Annotated in this window: 15 protein-coding genes; 4 read left to right on the top strand and 11 right to left on the bottom strand. The window is 71.3% G+C overall.

The genetic code is table 11. The annotated features are described in order from the left end of the window. Position 1: 1 nt before the first annotated feature. Positions 2-586, bottom strand: a complete 585-nt coding sequence (locus ACEZDG_RS02290; protein ID WP_380501623.1) for a TetR/AcrR family transcriptional regulator — start codon at positions 584-586, stop codon at positions 2-4. Between the two features lie 103 nt (positions 587-689). On the opposite strand from ACEZDG_RS02290, the gene ACEZDG_RS02285 reads away from it, so the two are divergent. After that, positions 690-2,012 carry an MFS transporter gene (locus ACEZDG_RS02285; RefSeq protein ID WP_380501621.1) on the top strand — a complete coding sequence of 441 codons (1,323 nt, stop codon included), beginning with the start codon at positions 690-692 and terminating at the stop codon, positions 2,010-2,012. A gap of 7 nt (positions 2,013-2,019) precedes the next feature. Here ACEZDG_RS02285 and ACEZDG_RS02280 read toward each other — a convergent pair whose 3' ends face one another. After that, complete coding sequence (locus ACEZDG_RS02280; RefSeq protein ID WP_380501619.1) at positions 2,020-2,616, bottom strand: HD domain-containing protein; 597 nt, start codon at positions 2,614-2,616, stop codon at positions 2,020-2,022. Between the two features lie 118 nt (positions 2,617-2,734). On the opposite strand from ACEZDG_RS02280, the gene ACEZDG_RS02275 reads away from it, so the two are divergent. Further along, complete coding sequence (locus ACEZDG_RS02275; protein WP_380501617.1) at positions 2,735-3,058, top strand: nuclear transport factor 2 family protein; 324 nt, start codon at positions 2,735-2,737, stop codon at positions 3,056-3,058. A 57-nt stretch (positions 3,059-3,115) separates the two neighbouring features. Here the strand turns inward: ACEZDG_RS02275 and ACEZDG_RS02270 are convergent, their stop codons facing one another. The 4 genes from ACEZDG_RS02270 to ACEZDG_RS02255 are packed head-to-tail and all read right to left on the bottom strand — an operon-like array spanning position 3,116 to position 8,488. Beyond that, on the bottom strand, positions 3,116-5,458 hold the full coding sequence (locus ACEZDG_RS02270; RefSeq protein ID WP_380501616.1) for a beta-xylosidase/alpha-l-arabinosidase: 2,343 nt from the start codon (positions 5,456-5,458) through the stop codon (positions 3,116-3,118). A gap of 11 nt (positions 5,459-5,469) precedes the next feature. Then, the gene (locus tag ACEZDG_RS02265) at positions 5,470-6,288 is read right to left on the bottom strand and encodes a carbohydrate ABC transporter permease (protein WP_380501615.1); all 819 of its coding nucleotides are present in this window, start codon (positions 6,286-6,288) and stop codon (positions 5,470-5,472) included. Further along, positions 6,288-7,223 (bottom strand): carbohydrate ABC transporter permease, encoded by a 936-nt coding sequence (locus tag ACEZDG_RS02260; protein ID WP_380501612.1) that lies wholly within the window; start codon positions 7,221-7,223, stop codon positions 6,288-6,290. The genes ACEZDG_RS02265 and ACEZDG_RS02260 overlap by 1 nt, the downstream gene beginning before the upstream one ends. Before the next feature lie 14 nt (positions 7,224-7,237). Further along, the gene (locus tag ACEZDG_RS02255; RefSeq protein WP_380502228.1) at positions 7,238-8,488 is read right to left on the bottom strand and encodes an ABC transporter substrate-binding protein; all 1,251 of its coding nucleotides are present in this window, start codon (positions 8,486-8,488) and stop codon (positions 7,238-7,240) included. A 231-nt stretch (positions 8,489-8,719) separates the two neighbouring features. Between ACEZDG_RS02255 and ACEZDG_RS02250 the strand changes: the two genes are divergently transcribed. Both ACEZDG_RS02250 and ACEZDG_RS02245 read left to right on the top strand, forming a co-directional pair. Beyond that, the gene (locus tag ACEZDG_RS02250; protein ID WP_380502226.1) at positions 8,720-9,769 is read left to right on the top strand and encodes a LacI family DNA-binding transcriptional regulator; all 1,050 of its coding nucleotides are present in this window, start codon (positions 8,720-8,722) and stop codon (positions 9,767-9,769) included. A 276-nt stretch (positions 9,770-10,045) separates the two neighbouring features. Next, complete coding sequence (locus ACEZDG_RS02245; RefSeq protein WP_415860276.1) at positions 10,046-11,518, top strand: endo-1,4-beta-xylanase; 1,473 nt, start codon at positions 10,046-10,048, stop codon at positions 11,516-11,518. A gap of 85 nt (positions 11,519-11,603) precedes the next feature. Here ACEZDG_RS02245 and ACEZDG_RS02240 read toward each other — a convergent pair whose 3' ends face one another. The 5 genes from ACEZDG_RS02240 to ACEZDG_RS02220 form a co-directional block, all read right to left on the bottom strand. Beyond that, entirely contained in the window at positions 11,604-12,176 is a 573-nt protein-coding gene (locus ACEZDG_RS02240) for a hypothetical protein (protein ID WP_380501608.1), read from the bottom strand. After that, positions 12,160-12,651: an RNA polymerase sigma factor gene (locus ACEZDG_RS02235; RefSeq protein WP_380501606.1), complete on the bottom strand. Its 492-nt coding sequence runs from the start codon at positions 12,649-12,651 to the stop codon at positions 12,160-12,162. Before ACEZDG_RS02235 ends, ACEZDG_RS02240 begins: the two co-directional genes overlap by 17 nt. Continuing rightward, entirely contained in the window at positions 12,648-13,298 is a 651-nt protein-coding gene (locus tag ACEZDG_RS02230; RefSeq protein WP_380502224.1) for a class F sortase, read from the bottom strand. Before ACEZDG_RS02230 ends, ACEZDG_RS02235 begins: the two co-directional genes overlap by 4 nt. 45 nt (positions 13,299-13,343) lie before the next feature. Beyond that, entirely contained in the window at positions 13,344-13,688 is a 345-nt protein-coding gene (locus tag ACEZDG_RS02225) for a sortase-dependent protein (protein ID WP_380501604.1), read from the bottom strand. Between the two features lie 119 nt (positions 13,689-13,807). Then, complete coding sequence (locus ACEZDG_RS02220) at positions 13,808-14,779, bottom strand: aldo/keto reductase (RefSeq protein WP_380501602.1); 972 nt, start codon at positions 14,777-14,779, stop codon at positions 13,808-13,810. Between the last annotated feature and the right edge of the window lie 41 nt (positions 14,780-14,820).

Genomic DNA, 14,820 nt, shown 5'->3' with positions numbered 1-14,820 from the left:
GTCAGTGGGCGGCCGTGGCCGCGTCGATCAGCAGCGCGGCGATGCCGCGGGCGGTGGCGGCGGCCCCGGGGTCGCGGTCCATCCGGGCCTTGAGGCCCGCGCCGTCGTAGAGCACCACCAGTTGCTGGGCCAGCTGGGCCGGGTCGGCCGCGCCCGCAGCCGTGCCGAGGTCGGTGAACAGCTCCCGCACCCAGCGCCGGACATCGTCGCTGACCTCGGTGATCGAGCTGTCCGGACGGGCCTCCGCGCTGGCGTTGGCGAAGGCGCAGCCCCGGTAGCCGGGCTCGGCGAAGGCCTCGCCCAGGGCGTCGAAGACGGCGAGCAACTGCTCCCGAGGCGTGTCGTGCCGGGCCACAGCCTCGGTCAGCCGGCGGCGGCGGAGCTCGTGCCGGACCGACAGATAGGCCCGGATCAGCTCGTCCTTGCTCCCGTAGGCGCTGTAGAGGGTCGCTTTGGCGACCCCGGCGCGCTCGATCACCCGGTCGATGCCGACGGTGTGGACGCCCTCCTCGTAGAAGAGCTCATTGGCAGCGGTCAGCAACCGCTCGCGGGCGGTGGGTCGCTCCGCTGTCGTCCTGGTAGCCATGACTTGACAGTACCAGACAGATCTGTCTACTGTCAGGGCTACTAGACAGACCGGTCTGACTGTGGCCCGGCCCTTGAAGCCGTTCGGCGAAAGAAGCCCTCCGATGTCCTCCGTGCCGACCTTCCCCGTCACCGACCCCTTCGTCCGCCGAAGCCGGCGGCTCCCCTCAGGTGTGGCCTTCTACCTCCAGGCGTCGATCGTGGTGGCCTTCCTCGCCGCCTCCAGTGCGCCGACCCCGCTCTATGCCGTCTACCAGGGCGAATGGGGCTTCTCGCCGATCACCACCACCGTGGTCTTCGGGGTCTACGCCCTGGCCGTGCTCGCCGCGCTACTCACCGTCGGATCGCTCTCCGACCACATCGGGCGGCGTCCGGTCCTGCTCACCGCGATCGCGCTGCAGGCCGTCGCCATGATCGTGCTGACCACGGCAGGCGGGGTCGACGAACTGCTGATCGCGCGGGTGGTCCAGGGCCTGTCGACCGGCGCGGCGGTCGGCGCGGTGGGCGCCGGGATGCTCGACCTGGACAAGGTCAAGGGCACCCTGGCCAACGCCGTCGCCCCGATGACCGGCACCGCCACCGGCGCGCTCGCCTCCGGACTGCTGGTCCAGTACCTGCCGGCCCCGACCCACCTGGTCTATCTGGCCATCCTCGCGGTGTTTGTGCTCCAGGGCGTCGGAGTGGCGCTGATGCGGGAGACCTCGGCGCCCAAGCCCGGCGCGCTCGCCTCGCTGCGCCCCCGCTTCGGCGTCCCGAAGGCGGCCCGCGGACCGCTGCTGCTGGCGGCGCCGGTGCTGGTCGCGGTCTGGGCCCTGGCCGGGCTCTACGGCTCGGTCATCCCCGCGGTGGTGCGCAGCGTGCTCGGCTCGAACTCGCTGCTGCTGGGCGGCCTGGCCCTGTTCGTCCTGGCCGGAAGCGGCGCGGTGACCGTACTGCTGCTGCGCAAGGCCGCGCCGGGACGGGTGATGCTGTTCGGCACGGTGGCGCTGATCGTCGGCGTGGGTGCCACCCTGCTCTCGGTCGACCACGGCTCGGCGGCCGGATTCTTCCTCGGGACGGCCGTGGCCGGGGCCGGCTTCGGCGGCGGCTTCCAGGGCGCGATCCGCACCGTGGTCCCGCTGGCCGCGCCGCACGAGCGGTCCGGGCTGCTGTCGACCATCTATGTGGTGTCCTACCTGGCCATGGGCCTGCCCGCGGTGATCGGCGGCTTCCTGGTGGTGCACGGCGGCGGCCTGCTGCCGACGACCCGGGAGTACGGCGTGGCGGTGATGGCGCTGGCCGCGGTCGCGCTGCTGGGCCTGGCCGTTCCGCGGCGCGGGGCCCGGTCGTCGGTGCTGGTGGCCGGCAATGTGCCCGCGGTGCGCGAGCCGGCCCCGGCCTCCGCCCCGGCCGCCCCGGCCGCCCGGGCGGAGTACGCCGAGCGCTGACGGTCCTTCAGGCGTCGATCGGGAAGGACGCCTGGAACGCCAGCCGCTGGTCGGCCCCGTCGCCGATGTGGGAGAGCAACTCGTCGAGGGCGAGGAACTCCTCCCACATCGGCTTTCCGCTTGCCCCGGCCAGTTGGGCCACGACCAGGTCCTCCAGTTCGGGGACCCGCTTGTTCTTCCAGACCTTGTCGGCGAGGCTGACCAGCAGGTCGTTCGGGCCGACGCCCGGTGCGGACCAGGACGCATGGGTCGCGGCGAAGCGCGCCAGCTCAGGGCTGAAGCCGTGCTCCAGCAGCAGGGCCTCCCCCGCCTCCTCGTGCGCCGAACCGGGGTCGGAGAGCTCGCCGCGGTGCACCGTCTTCCCGATGTCGTGCGTCGCCGCTCCGAAGAGCACCGCGTCACGGTCGAGGACCACACCGGGGTGGTGCTGTTCCACCCAGTCGACCAACTGGTGCGCGACATCGTGGACCGCGCGCAGATGGGCCGCGAGCCGCGGTGGACTGTCCAGCTCCGACAGCAGCACTGCGACCTGCTCGGGCAGCGGCAGCAGCGGCGGGTTGACGGTGTCGGCCAGGGCCTGCGACAGGGGGGTGTCGGTCTTCACCGCGCCAGGTTACCGACCGTGCGACGCGCCGGTTCGGGTTCCGCGTGGGCCGGACGCCTGCCTGCGACGATGTTGTCCGACCAGTGGCCGTGCACGACATCGCCCCAGGAGCCCGCAGATGACCATCGCCACCGACAAGCTCTCCGACCCGACTGTCCGTGCGCTGGTGGCGGCGATCAACGCCAATGACCGGGCGGCCTTCCTCGCCCTGCTCACTTCGGACGCGACCATGTCGGACGACGGGACGGACCGCGACCTCGCCGAGTGGATCGACCGTGAGATCTTCTCCGTCCACGGGCACATCGAGGTGCAGACCGAATCCGCCGGCGGGCAGGCCCTGGTCGCCGACTACCGCAATGACACCTGGGGCGAGATGCGCACCGCCTGGCGGTTCACCGTCGACGGCGGCAGGGTCAGCCGCTTCGAGACCGGCCAGGCCTGACCGCCCCGCGCCCGGCACAGCCGGAGACTCGGCTGTGCCGGGCGGGTCGTGGACCCCTCAATCCACGATGACGGTCGCGTGCAGCCGACGGGTGTGGTCGACCGCCCGGACCGGACCGGTGAGCGTGAGCGGGACGCTCAGCCGGGTGTCGGTGCTGGAGGCGGCGATGCCGAGTTCCAGCGCCCCGGGTTCGACGATGCGGTGGCCCTCGCGTCCGGTGAAGGAGGCGAGGTCGGCCGGAACGGTGACCCGGACCCGCGCCTGCTCGCCCGGCGCCAGCCGGATCCGCCGGTAGCCGATCAGCCGCTGCACCGGCTGCACCACCGAGGCCACCGGGTCGTGCAGATAGAGCTGCACGACCTCGCTCCCCTCCCGGTCGCCGCTGTTGCCCAGGGTGAATTCGAACCGGAACTCGCCGTCGGTGCCGGTGCTGCCCTGCTCCACCCGGAGGCCGGACCAGTCGAAGCTGGTGTAGCTCAGGCCGTGGCCGAAGCCGTAGGCCGCGGTGGGATCGGTGCTGGACACCTCGCCCGCCTGGGCCAGTCGGGCCGCCAGATAGCTGGACGGCTGCACTCCGGGTCGACCCGGGACGCTGACCGGCAGCTTCCCGGACGGGTTGACCCGTCCGCTGAGCACCCCGGCGACGGCCCGGGCACCCTCCTCGCCCGGGAAGAAGGACTGCACGATGCCGGCCGCCTCGTGCACCGCCCGGCCGAGGGCGTAGGGTCGGCCGGCCAGCAGGGTGACCACCACCGGCGTCCCGACGTCGAGCAGGGCGTCGAGCAACTGCTGCTGCACGCCCGGTAGTTCGAGCAGTTCGACGTCGCAGCCCTCGCCGCTGGTGCCCCGGCCGAAGAGCCCGGCGCGGTCGCCCAGGGCGAGCACCACGACGTCGGCGCCGCGGGCGAGTTCCACCGCCTCGGCGAAGCCGGAGGTGTCGGTCCCGTCGACTGCGGCCCCCGCCACCGCGACCAGCTCGCTGTCGGCCAACGCGGCAGCCAACTCCTTGGCCAGCGTCGGCAGTTCTATGCCGAGCGGGACATCGGGATGCTGGTCGCCGACATGGACCGGGAAGGCGTAGCAGCCGAGCAGGGCGCGCACGGTGTCCGCGTTGGGGCCGATCAGGGCGATCCGCTGACGGTTCGTCAGCGGCAGGGTGCCGTCGTTGCGCAGCAGCACCACGGCCTGTTCGGCGAGTTCCCGGGCCAGCGCCCGGTTCCCGGCGCGGTCGAGGTCGATGCTGCCCCGCAGTGCCTCCGGATCCTCCAGGTGCTCCGGGTCCCGACCGGCCAGCGCGGTCGGCACCGGGTCCCAGTCCGGGTCGAGCAGACCGAGTTGGGCCTTCTGCACCAGCACCCGGCGCAGCGCCCGGTCGATCAGCTGCTCCGGTACGGTGCCTGCGGCGACGGCGTCGAGCAGCGGCTGCCCGAAGGTCTTCACCGTGGGCAGTTCCACGTCGACGCCGCTGGCCAGGGCCAGTGCGGCGGCCTCGGACCAGTCCCCGGCCACGCCGTGCAGCAGCTTCAGGAAGGCGATGCCGAAGTAGTCGGCCACCACCGTGCCGGTGAAGCCCCAGGTGTCCCGGAGCAGCCCGGTGAGCAGGTCCGGGTCCGCCGCCGAGGGGAGCCCGTCGGTGTCGGTGTAGGCATGCATCACCGACCGTGGGCGGCCCTCGCGCAGCGCCATCTCGAACGGCGGCAGGATCACGTCGGCGCGTTCCCGCGGCCCCATGCTGACCGGGGCCAGATTGCGGCCGGCCCGGGACGCCGAGTACCCGGCGAAGTGCTTGAGCGTGGCGATGATCCCGGCCGACTCCAGGCCCTGCACATAGGCGGTGGCCACGGTGCCGACCAGGTACGGGTCCTCGCCGATGGTCTCCTCGACCCGGCCCCAGCGGGCGTCCCTGACCACGTCCAGCACCGGGGCGAGGCCCTGGTGGACGCCGACCGAGCGCATGTCCCGGCCGATCGCCGCCGCCATCGAGCGGACCAGGTCCGGATTGAAGGTCGCGCCCCAGGACAGCGGGACCGGGTAGGCGGTGGCGCCCCAGGCGGCGAAGCCGGCCAGGCACTCCTCGTGCGCCAGCGCCGGGATGCCGAAGCGGTTGGCTTCCACGATCCGGCGCTGGGTGCGCAGCAGCGACAGCGCGCCGAGCGCGGGGTCGACCGGGACGGTGCCGAACGGACGGGTCAACTGGCCGAGCCCGTACGGCAGTAGGGCGTCCAGGTCGACCGGTTCCTCCAAGTCGTGCTGGTGCGGCGCGACTTCGCCGCCCTCGTCGGAGGCGCCCACCCAGACGCCGACCAGTTGGGCGGTCTTCTCCGGCAGGGTCATCGCCCGGATCAGGGCGTCGGCCCGGGCGTCGGCGTCGAGTGTGGTGTCCTGCCAGAGCGGGGTCATCGGTTCTGTCCTCACTTTCCGCCGACCCCCATCAGGCCCTGGACCAGGGTCCTCCGGGCGAACAGGTAGACGATCAGGATCGGCAGCATGGACAGGACGACGGCGCTGAGCAGCCCGGGAGCGTCCACGCCGTGCTCGGTCTGGAAGTTGTAGAGGCCCAGGGTGATCACCTTGGTCGAGTCGGACTGGGTCAGTACCAGCGGGAAGAGGAAGCCGTTCCAGGCCTGCAGCGCGGAGAACACCACCACGGTGGAGATCCCGCCCTTGGACAGCGGCAGCACCAGTTGCAGGAACACCCGCCAGGGGGCGGCCCCGTCCACGGCCATCGCCTCGTAGAGCTCCGAGGTGATGTCCCGCATCGCGCCGGTCAGGATCAGGGTGCAGATGGGAAGGCAGAAGGCGGCGGTCGGAAGGATGATGCCGACCAGGTTGTCGTAGAGCCCGGCCTTGCTGATGACGTAGAACATCGGCACGATCACGGCCTGCGCCGGGATGGCGAGGCCGAGCAGGAAGGTCCGGAAGATGCCGGTCATGCTGCGGTTGCGGCTTCTGACGATGGCGTAGGCCAGCGGCGGCACCAGCAGCAGCACGATGCCCACCACGCAGGCGGTGACGATCAGGGTGTTGAGGAAGTCCTGCCCGAAACCGTTGGAGAAGTCGTCGAAGTAGTTCTGCAGGGTGAACTGCGAAGGGAAGGAGAGCGGCCCGCCGGTCGAGTAGTCGGACTGGGTCCGCACGGTGGTGATCAGCAGCACGTACAGCGGGAAGCCGACCAGGACCAGCCAGACCAGCGAGCCGAACCCGGCCAGGTAGTTGGGACGTCGGCGCATCAGAGTCCCTCCGCCGTGCTGCGCATCTTGTCGTAGCCGGACAGCCGGACCACGACCAGTGAGATCAGGGTGGAGATCACCACGAGCACCAGGGCGATGGCCGAGGCGCCGCCGAAGTCGAAGCCCTTGAAGGCCTGTTGGTACATGTAGTAGGCGCTGATGGTGGTGTCCGTACCCGGGCCGCCCTGGGTCAGGATCAGCACGGTGTCGAAGGTGGTCAGCCCGCCGACCACCATCAGGATCATCGAGGTGATGATGGTGTTGCGCAGCTGCGGCAGGGTGATGTGGAAGAACTGCCGGACCGTGCCGGCCCCGTCGATGGACGCGGCCTGGTAGAGCACCTGCGGGATGCCGCGGGCGCCGCCCTGGTAGATCAGGGTGTGCAGCGGCGTCCACTGCCAGGCGCCGACGAAGGCCAGCACGCCGATCGCCGAGCTCTGCGAGCCGAACAGGTTGCCGTCGCCGAACAGCCAGCTCGCCTCGGAGGGAACCCCGAAGTTGGGGTCGAGCAGCGCCCGCCACAGCACCGAGACCGCGGTCGCCGACAGCAGCAGCGGAACGAAGTAGATCGCGGACAGCACCGCGCGGTTGCGCTGGTGCCCGGCCGCCCAGACCCCGAGCAGGATGCTGATCGGGGTCTGGATCGCCACGCCGAGAGCGGTGAGCAGCAGGCTGAGCCACAGGCTCTTGATCATGACCGGGTCGTGCAGCAGCGCGGTCCAGTTGGACAGGCCGCTGTACTGCGGTGTGCCGAGCCCGTTCCAGGTGGTGAAGGAGAGCACGGCGACCAGGACGAGCGGGACGATCGCGAAGAGGGTGAAGAAGAGGGTGGCGGGTACCGCCCAGGCCAGGCCTGGGCGGGTGACCCCGATGCCGCTCCGGGCCGCGCGGCGGCGGGACGCCGCGGCGGGGACGGCGGTGGCGGTGCTGGTCATGTCTGCATCCGAACTCACGAGGTGGGCAGGCCCTGCATGGCCTTGATGAAGCCGTCCGCGTCGAGCTTGCCGTCGAAGAACTCCTGGACGGCGGTGTGCATCGCGGTGGTGGCGGCCGGCGGGTAGGCCTGGTCCCAGGAGAGCTGGAACGACGGCGCCTGCTTGACCAGGTTGTACTGGAAGTTCGAGTAGTCCGGGCTGGCCGAGGTGGACAGGAACTGCTGGGTGTTGGTGGTGGTCGGCAGGTTGCCGATGGCCAGCTGGGCCTTCACGAACTCGTCCGAGTACATGAGCTTGAGGAAGGCGGCGACCGCGTCGGGGTGCTTGGTCTTCTTCAGCACCGAGTAGAAGTTGTTGGTGTTGCCGACGATGTCGTTGGGGTCGCCCTGGCCGCCGGCGATGCTCGGGAAGGCGCTGTAGCCCAGGTCGGTCTTGGCGAAGTCGGGGCTGTTGGACTGCTGGGTGGAGTACTCCCACGAGCCCATCAGCTCGAAGGCCGCCTTGCCCTTGGCCAGCAGCGCGGGGGAGCCGCCGTCGGTGAACTTCACCGAGTCGAAGTTGCTGCCGAAGGCGCCCGCGTCGATCAGCTGCTTGAGGGTGCTGAGCGCCTTCTTGCTGCCGTCACTGGCCCAGGCGCTGGTGTCGCCGTTCAGGGCCTTCTGGAACACGTCCGGGCCGGCGATCCGGTCGAAGACGTACTCGAACCACATCAGCGTGGGCCACTGGTCGCCGCCGCCGAGCGCGATCGGGGTGACGCCCTTGGCCTTCAGCTTGGTCACATCGGCGAGCAGCTCGTCCCAGGTGGTGGGCGGGGTGACGCCGTCGGCGGCGAGGACCTTCTTGTTGGAGAACAGCAGCACCGGCTGGGTGCCGCGCATCGGGACGCCGTAGGACTTGCCGTCGATCACCGCGGTGTTGAACACCGACGGCAGGAAGTTGGCCTTCAGCGCCGGGTCCTTGGCGATGAAGTCGTCCAGCGGCAGCAGGAGGCCGGCCTTGACGAAGGGCGCGATGCTGCCGCCGCCCCAGTTGAAGAAGACGTCGGGGGCCTGCGGGGTGTTGATGATCGTCTGCAGCTTGGTCTGGTAGTCGGCGCCGGGGATGGTGTCCAGCACCGCCTTGACCTTGGAGGTCTTGTTGAAGGTGTTGACGATCTGCTTCTCCACGGTGTTGCCTGCGTCGCCGTAGACCAGGACGTGGATCGTCCCGGAGTCCGAGGCGGACGTGGTGCCGCCGCTGGACCCGCACGCGGCGGTCATGGCCATCACGAGTGCGGACGCCGCGGCGATCGCGCCGAGTCTGTTGCGGGACGCGCCATGACGGACAGCGGACAGAAGGGGTCTCATGGTCTGCCTCGATCGATTGTTTCGGAGATATTGCCGAATGTCGTGGGGAAATCTAGGTGCGCCCCCGGGGGGCGTCAAGGGGCTGGACCGCCCGGTCTCTCGACCCGGCACCCTGGTCAAGGGGCTACCATCCGTGCCGTGAGCTCTTCGGTGGCAAGGAATCCGCAGGCACGATCGACAGAGGAGGACCCGGTGACAGTGGCTGCGACGTTGGCCGAGATCGCACGCGAGGCGGGAGTTTCGGCGCCGACCGTTTCGAAAGTGCTGAACGGACGGGCCGATGTGGCACCCGCGACCCGGGAGCGGATCGAGGAGCTGCTGCGCCGGCACGGCTATCAGCGCCGCCGCGGCAACCAGTCCACGCAACTGCTCGAACTGGTCTTCCACGAGCTGGAGAGCTCCTGGGCGATGGAGGTCATCCGCGGCGTCGAGAACGTGGTCCGCGAGGAGGGGCTGACCGTGGTGCTCTCCGAGTCCTCGGGACGGCTGAGCCTCGGGCAGTCCTGGATGGAGGGGGTGCTGGCCCGGCGTCCGACCGGGGTGGTGCTCGTGCTCTCGGGCCTGGACCGCACCCAGCAGACACAGTTGACGAGCCGTAATATCCCGTTCGTGGTGATGGACCCGGCCGGCGACCCGGGGGAGGACGTGCCCGCGGTGGGCGCCACCAACTGGCACGGCGGCCTGGCCGCCACCCGGCACCTGCTGGAACTCGGCCACCGCCGGATCGCGGTGATCGCCGGTCCCAGCAAGATGATGTGCAGCCGGGCCCGGGTCGACGGCTACCGGGCCGCGCTGGAGACGGCCGGGATCGTCTTCGATCCCGGGCTGGTCCGCGAGGGAGACTTCCACCACGAGGCCGGATACACGGCCGGCCTGGAGCTGCTGCGGATGCGCGACCGTCCGACCGCCGTGTTCACCGGCAACGACCTGCAGGCCCTCGGCCTGTACGAGGCGGCCCGTGAGCAGGGGCTCCGCATTCCCGAGGAGCTGAGCGTGGTCGGTTTCGACGACCTCCCGCTGGCCCGCTGGGTCGGACCGCCGCTGACCACGGTGCGCCAGCCGCTGACCGAGATGGCCGAGGTGGCCGCGCGGATGGTGATCGACCTGGCCCGGGGCAACCGGCCCAGCACGCTCCGGGTGGACCTGGCCACCAGCCTGGTCGTGCGCAGCAGCACCGCCCCGCCGCAGACCGCGGGGTAGCGGGGCCCGGGAGCGAGGACCCGGGAGCGAGGACCCGGGGGCGAGGGGCGGGCTCCGGGCTCCGGGTGATCACTCCGTGCAGCTGTCGCCGTGCGGAGTGTTGACGACCCGTCGCGTCCGGCCTAGGGTCACCGCTGGCGTTCGACAGTCCGATCGAAACTTTCGGAGTAGCTGCCCCAGGCATTGTCATGCCCATGCGGGGTCCTGTCGCCGCGCCCGCACCACCGCACGTCCGCCTTCCGCATCCACCCTGAGGAAAGGACAACCACGGTGTCAATCGACCCACGCCGTACCCGCCGGGGCGCCCCCGGCCGTGCCCGGAAGGGCCTGCTCGCCGGAGCTGCCGCTCTCGCGGCCGGAGCACTCCTGGTCACCGGCCTGAGCGCGCAGGCCGGCGCGGCCGGTACCAGCCTGAAAGCCCTGGCCGAGGCCAAGGGCATCTACTTCGGTACCGCGCTGACGCAGGGCAATCTGAGCAACTCCGCGCTCACCGCGGTGGCCAGCAGCCAGTTCGACATGGTCACCCCGGGCAACGAGATGAAGTGGGACACCACCGAGCCCTCGAATGGAACTTACAATTTCGGGCCCGGCGATCAGATCCTCTCCTACGCCCAGGCGAACGGCATGCGGGTGCGCGGCCACAACCTGGTCTGGGACAGCCAGTTGCCGTCCTGGGTGAGCAGTCTGCCCAGCAACCAGGTGCAGGCCGCGATGGAGAGCCACATCACCACCGAGGTCACCCACTACAAGGGCAAGCTCTACGCCTGGGACGTGGTCAACGAGCCCTTCAACGAGGACGGCAGCCTCAAGCAGGACGCCTTCTACAAGGGGATGGGCAGCGGCTACATCGCCGACGCGCTGCGCACGGCGCACGCCGCCGACCCCACCGCCAAGCTCTACCTCAACGACTACAACATCGAGGGCACCGGGGCCAAGAGCAACGGCATGTACAGCCTGGTGCAGTCGCTGAAGTCGCAGGGCGTGCCGATCGACGGCGTGGGCTTCGAGAGCCACTTCATCCTCGGCCAGGTCCCCTCGACGATGCAGGCGAACATGCAGCGCTTCGCCGCACTGGGCGTGAACGTCGCGGTCACCGAACTGGACGACCGGATCCAACTGCCCGCCACCAGCGCCAACCTGGCCCAGCAGGCGAGTGACTACGCGACCGTGGTCAACGACTGCCTGGCCGTCAGCGGCTGCGTGGGGGTCTCCCAGTGGGGCGTCGGCGACGCCGACTCCTGGATCCCCGGCGCCTTCTCCGGCCAGGGCGCGGCGACCATGTACGACAACAACTACCAGCCCAAGCCCGCGTACAACGCGGTCGTCACCGCGCTCGGCGGCAGCAGCACCGCACCGCCGACGACCACTCCGCCCACCACGACCCCGCCGACCACCACGCCCCCGACCACCGCACCGCCCAGCACCGGCGCGGCCGGCTCCTGCCGGGTGACCGACGCGGTCAACGCGTGGAACACCGGCCTCACCGAGAACATCACCGTGACCAACACCGGCAGCACGGCGGTCAACGGCTGGTCACTGGTCTTCACCCTGGCCGGCGGCCAGACCATCACCTCCGGCTGGAACGCCGGCTACACCCCGTCCACCGGCCGGGTGACCGCCACCAACCTGAGCTACAACGGCACGCTGGCCGCCGGGGCCAGCACCAGCATCGGGTTCCAGGCCACGCACACCGGCAATGCCGCGGCCCCGAGCTCCTTCACCCTCAACGGCGTCACCTGCACCGGCTGAGCCGACAGCCACCAGCGGCGCACATCCGCACCGGGCCGCGTACCGGCCCGGTGCGGACGTGCGTCGGATGCGCGTCCGAGCGCGGCTAGCGGATGCCCGGGGTGGCGGACGGTGCGGTGCGCGTCGCGCCGGGGCTGCTGTCCTGCGTCGGGCGCCGGGTGTCGCGTGCCGCCACGCCGCCCGTGGTGCGCGGAGCCGCACTCGCGGTCGCGGTCGGGACCTGGGTGGCGGTCGGGGTCGGCCGGCCGGCCCTGCTCACGGTCGGCAGCGGACCCGGCGTCGGGCGGACGGTGCCCTGCGCCGAGTGCGACGGGGCCGGGGCGCCGGTCGCCGCCGGCGCCAGTGGCGGCACCGGCCGGACCGTGCTGGCCGGGGTTCCGGACAGCAGCAGCGGCGCCGCGATCGCCGCGGCGGCGGCGAGGGCCAGCCCGCCGCCGAGGGCGGTCCGTACCCGGCGCCGCCTGACCGCGCCGCGCCGAATGAGGTCGAACGAGCCGGGCCGCGCGGGCAGCGGTGTCTCGCCGCCCGGGCGCAGCAGCGTGACCAGCAGCTCGTCGTCGAGCCCGTCCGCTTCGTCGAACAGGTCGAACAGGTCCGTGGGCCGGTGCGGACCGCCGTTGCCGTCGGGGCTGTCGGGGCTGTCACCGTGTCCGATCAAGGCGTCCTCCCAGTCTGGCGCGCAGCAGTTCCCTGGCCGCGTGGAGATCGGCCTTCACCGTGTTCTCGTTCCGTTGCATCAGCATCGAGACCTCCCGGACCGGCAGGTCCGCGTAGTAGTAGAGCAGGACCGGCGTGCGCAGCCGCTCGGGCAGGGACTGCACCAGCAGCCGTACGCTGCCGTCCGGGTCCTCGCCCTGCCGCCGGACCACCGCCTCCGTGGTGGCGCGGCGCATCGCCCGGCGCTCGCGCTCCAGCTTTCGCCAGTGGTCGCGGACCAGGTTGGCCGCCGTGACATAGAGGAATCCGCGCGGCTCCTCCACCTTGGTCCAGCGCGCCCACAGGCGGGTGAACGCCTCGGAGGCGACCTCGTGGGCGGTGTCGTCGTCGTCGACCAGACGGCGGCACCAGCCCGCGAGGCGCGGATAGAGCGCGGCGAACAGCTCGGAGGCGTCGCTGTCGTTCGACCTGCTCAATGCGTGGTCCCCGCGGCGGGGGCGGCAAGGGAGGCGTACACCACCACATTGTCGAGGTAGCCGCTCCCGTCGCTGTTACGGGGGCCGCCGCAGGTGATGAGCCGCAGCTCGGGCCGGTCGACGTCGCCGTACACCGCGCTGGTGGGGAAGTGCGCCTTGGCGACGGTCTGCACCCGGTCCACGGTGAACGCGGCCGAGGCCCCGTCGGCCAGCCGGGCGACGATGCGGTCTCCCGGCCTGAGCCGGGACAGGTGCAGGAACACACCGTCCCCGTACTGGCCGACGGTCACATGCGCCAGGATCACCGAGGGACCGACCTGACCGGGCGTCGGCGACCCCTGGTACCAGCCGGCCGGGGCGTGCGCCTCGATCGGCGGCACCTGCACGCTTCCGTCCGCCGCCAGCCCCAGCTTGACCACCGGGGTGTCCACCCCGATGGCCGGGATCTCCAGCCGGACCGGGACGGAACGGGCGAGCGGACGCGGCGGCTTCGCCGGGGACGTGTTCCCGGACGCGCTGCCGGACGTGCTGGGCGGGGCCGCGGCGTTCACGTTCACGACCGGCTGAGGCGCAGTAGCGGAAGTTGATCCTCCGCTACTGGATCGGCAGCCGGCCAGCAGCAGGGCTGCGGCGACCAGGACGGTCAGCGGCCGAAGCAGACGTCCGGTTCCCTCGGTTGCTCCTGGCAAGGGTCAGCCCCGGACCTTGGACCTGCGGCGCAGCATGACCGCACCGACCGCGCCGAGCGCCGCGGCGCCCGCCGCCGAGCCGCCGATGACGGCGGTGTCACTGCCTCCGCCGCCGGCGACCGGCGGCACGCCGGTGTCCGGCGCACCCTGCGGCACGGCGGTGACCTGGCCGTCGCGGGCCGGCGCGGCGGTCGGCCGGGCGGACTGGGCCGGGGCGGCCGAGGTGGTGGCGGTCGGCGTCGGGGCGGGCCGGGCCGACGGCGTCGCGGTGGCGGCGACCGCGGGCGCCGCGGCGAGCAGCAGCGCGCCGCAGGCCACGGCGAGGGGGAGCAGGGGGTTTCGACGCATGGAGCAGCTTCTCTCTCCTCGGCCCGCCGTCACCGTGTGGCGGCGGGCACTGGTGTGAACGTGCGGAGAGACGAGGCAGCCCGGCGTCAGGTTGCAAAGGAATGGCAAAGCCTCAAGAGCTACGCGAATCCGACCACCGAGCGGGGCTCGTACGGCTGCTCCAGCTGCTTGACCTCGTCCTCCGTCAGCGTCAGCGACTCCGCCGCGATGGCGTCCTCGAGGTGCTCCGGCTTGGTCGCGCCGACGATGGGGGAGGTGACGACCGGATTGTGCAGCACCCAGGCCAGTGCGACCTGGGCCCGGGTGACGCCGCGGGCCTCGGCGACCCGGGTGACGGCGTCGACGATGGGACGGTCGTTCTCGCCGTACAGGGTGCGGCCGAACTCGTCCGTCTCGCTGCGGGCGCTGGTGGCGTCCCAGTCGCGGGTGAGCCGGCCGCGGGCCAGCGGGCTCCACGGGATCACGCCGATGCCCTGGTCCGCGCACAGCGGGAGCATCTCCCGCTCCTCCTCGCGGTTCAGCAGGTTGTAGTGGTTCTGCATGGTCGTGAAGCGGGTCCAGCCGTGCCGTTCGGCCAGGTAGAGGGCCTTGGAGAACTGCCAGGCGTACATCGAGCTCGCCCCGATGTAGCGGGCCTTCCCGGCCTTCACCACATCGTGCAGGGCTTCCAGGGTCTCCTCGATCGGGGTCCGGGCGTCCCAGCGGTGGATCTGGTAGAGGTCCACGTAGTCGGTGCCGAGGCGGCGCAGGCTGTTGTCGATCTCGCTCATGATCGCCTTGCGGGACAGCCCGCCCCCGTTCGGGCCCGGGCGCATCGTCCCGTGCACCTTGGTCGCCAGCACGATCTCGTCCCGCCGCCCGAAGTCGGCCAGGGCCCGCCCGACGATCTCCTCGCTGCTCCCGGCCGAGTACACATTGGCGGTGTCGAAGAAGTTGATCCCGGCCTCGATCGCCCGCCGGATGAACGGCCGGCTCCGCTCCTCGTCCAGGCTCCACGAGTGGTTCCCCCTGGCGGGATCGCCGTAGCTCATGCAGCCGAGGCAGATGCGGGAGACATCGAGACCGGTCGAGCCGAGCTTCACATACTTCATGGCTAAGAAGTCCTCAGGGTCGGAGGGCGCTGGTCAGGCGT

The sequence above is a fragment of the Streptacidiphilus alkalitolerans genome (genome assembly GCF_042511045.1).
Taxonomy (GTDB): Bacteria; Actinomycetota; Actinomycetes; order Streptomycetales; family Streptomycetaceae; genus Streptacidiphilus; species Streptacidiphilus alkalitolerans.
The sequence above is the reverse complement of the archived record's forward strand: the minus strand, read 5'-3'. Positions and strand labels throughout refer to the sequence as shown.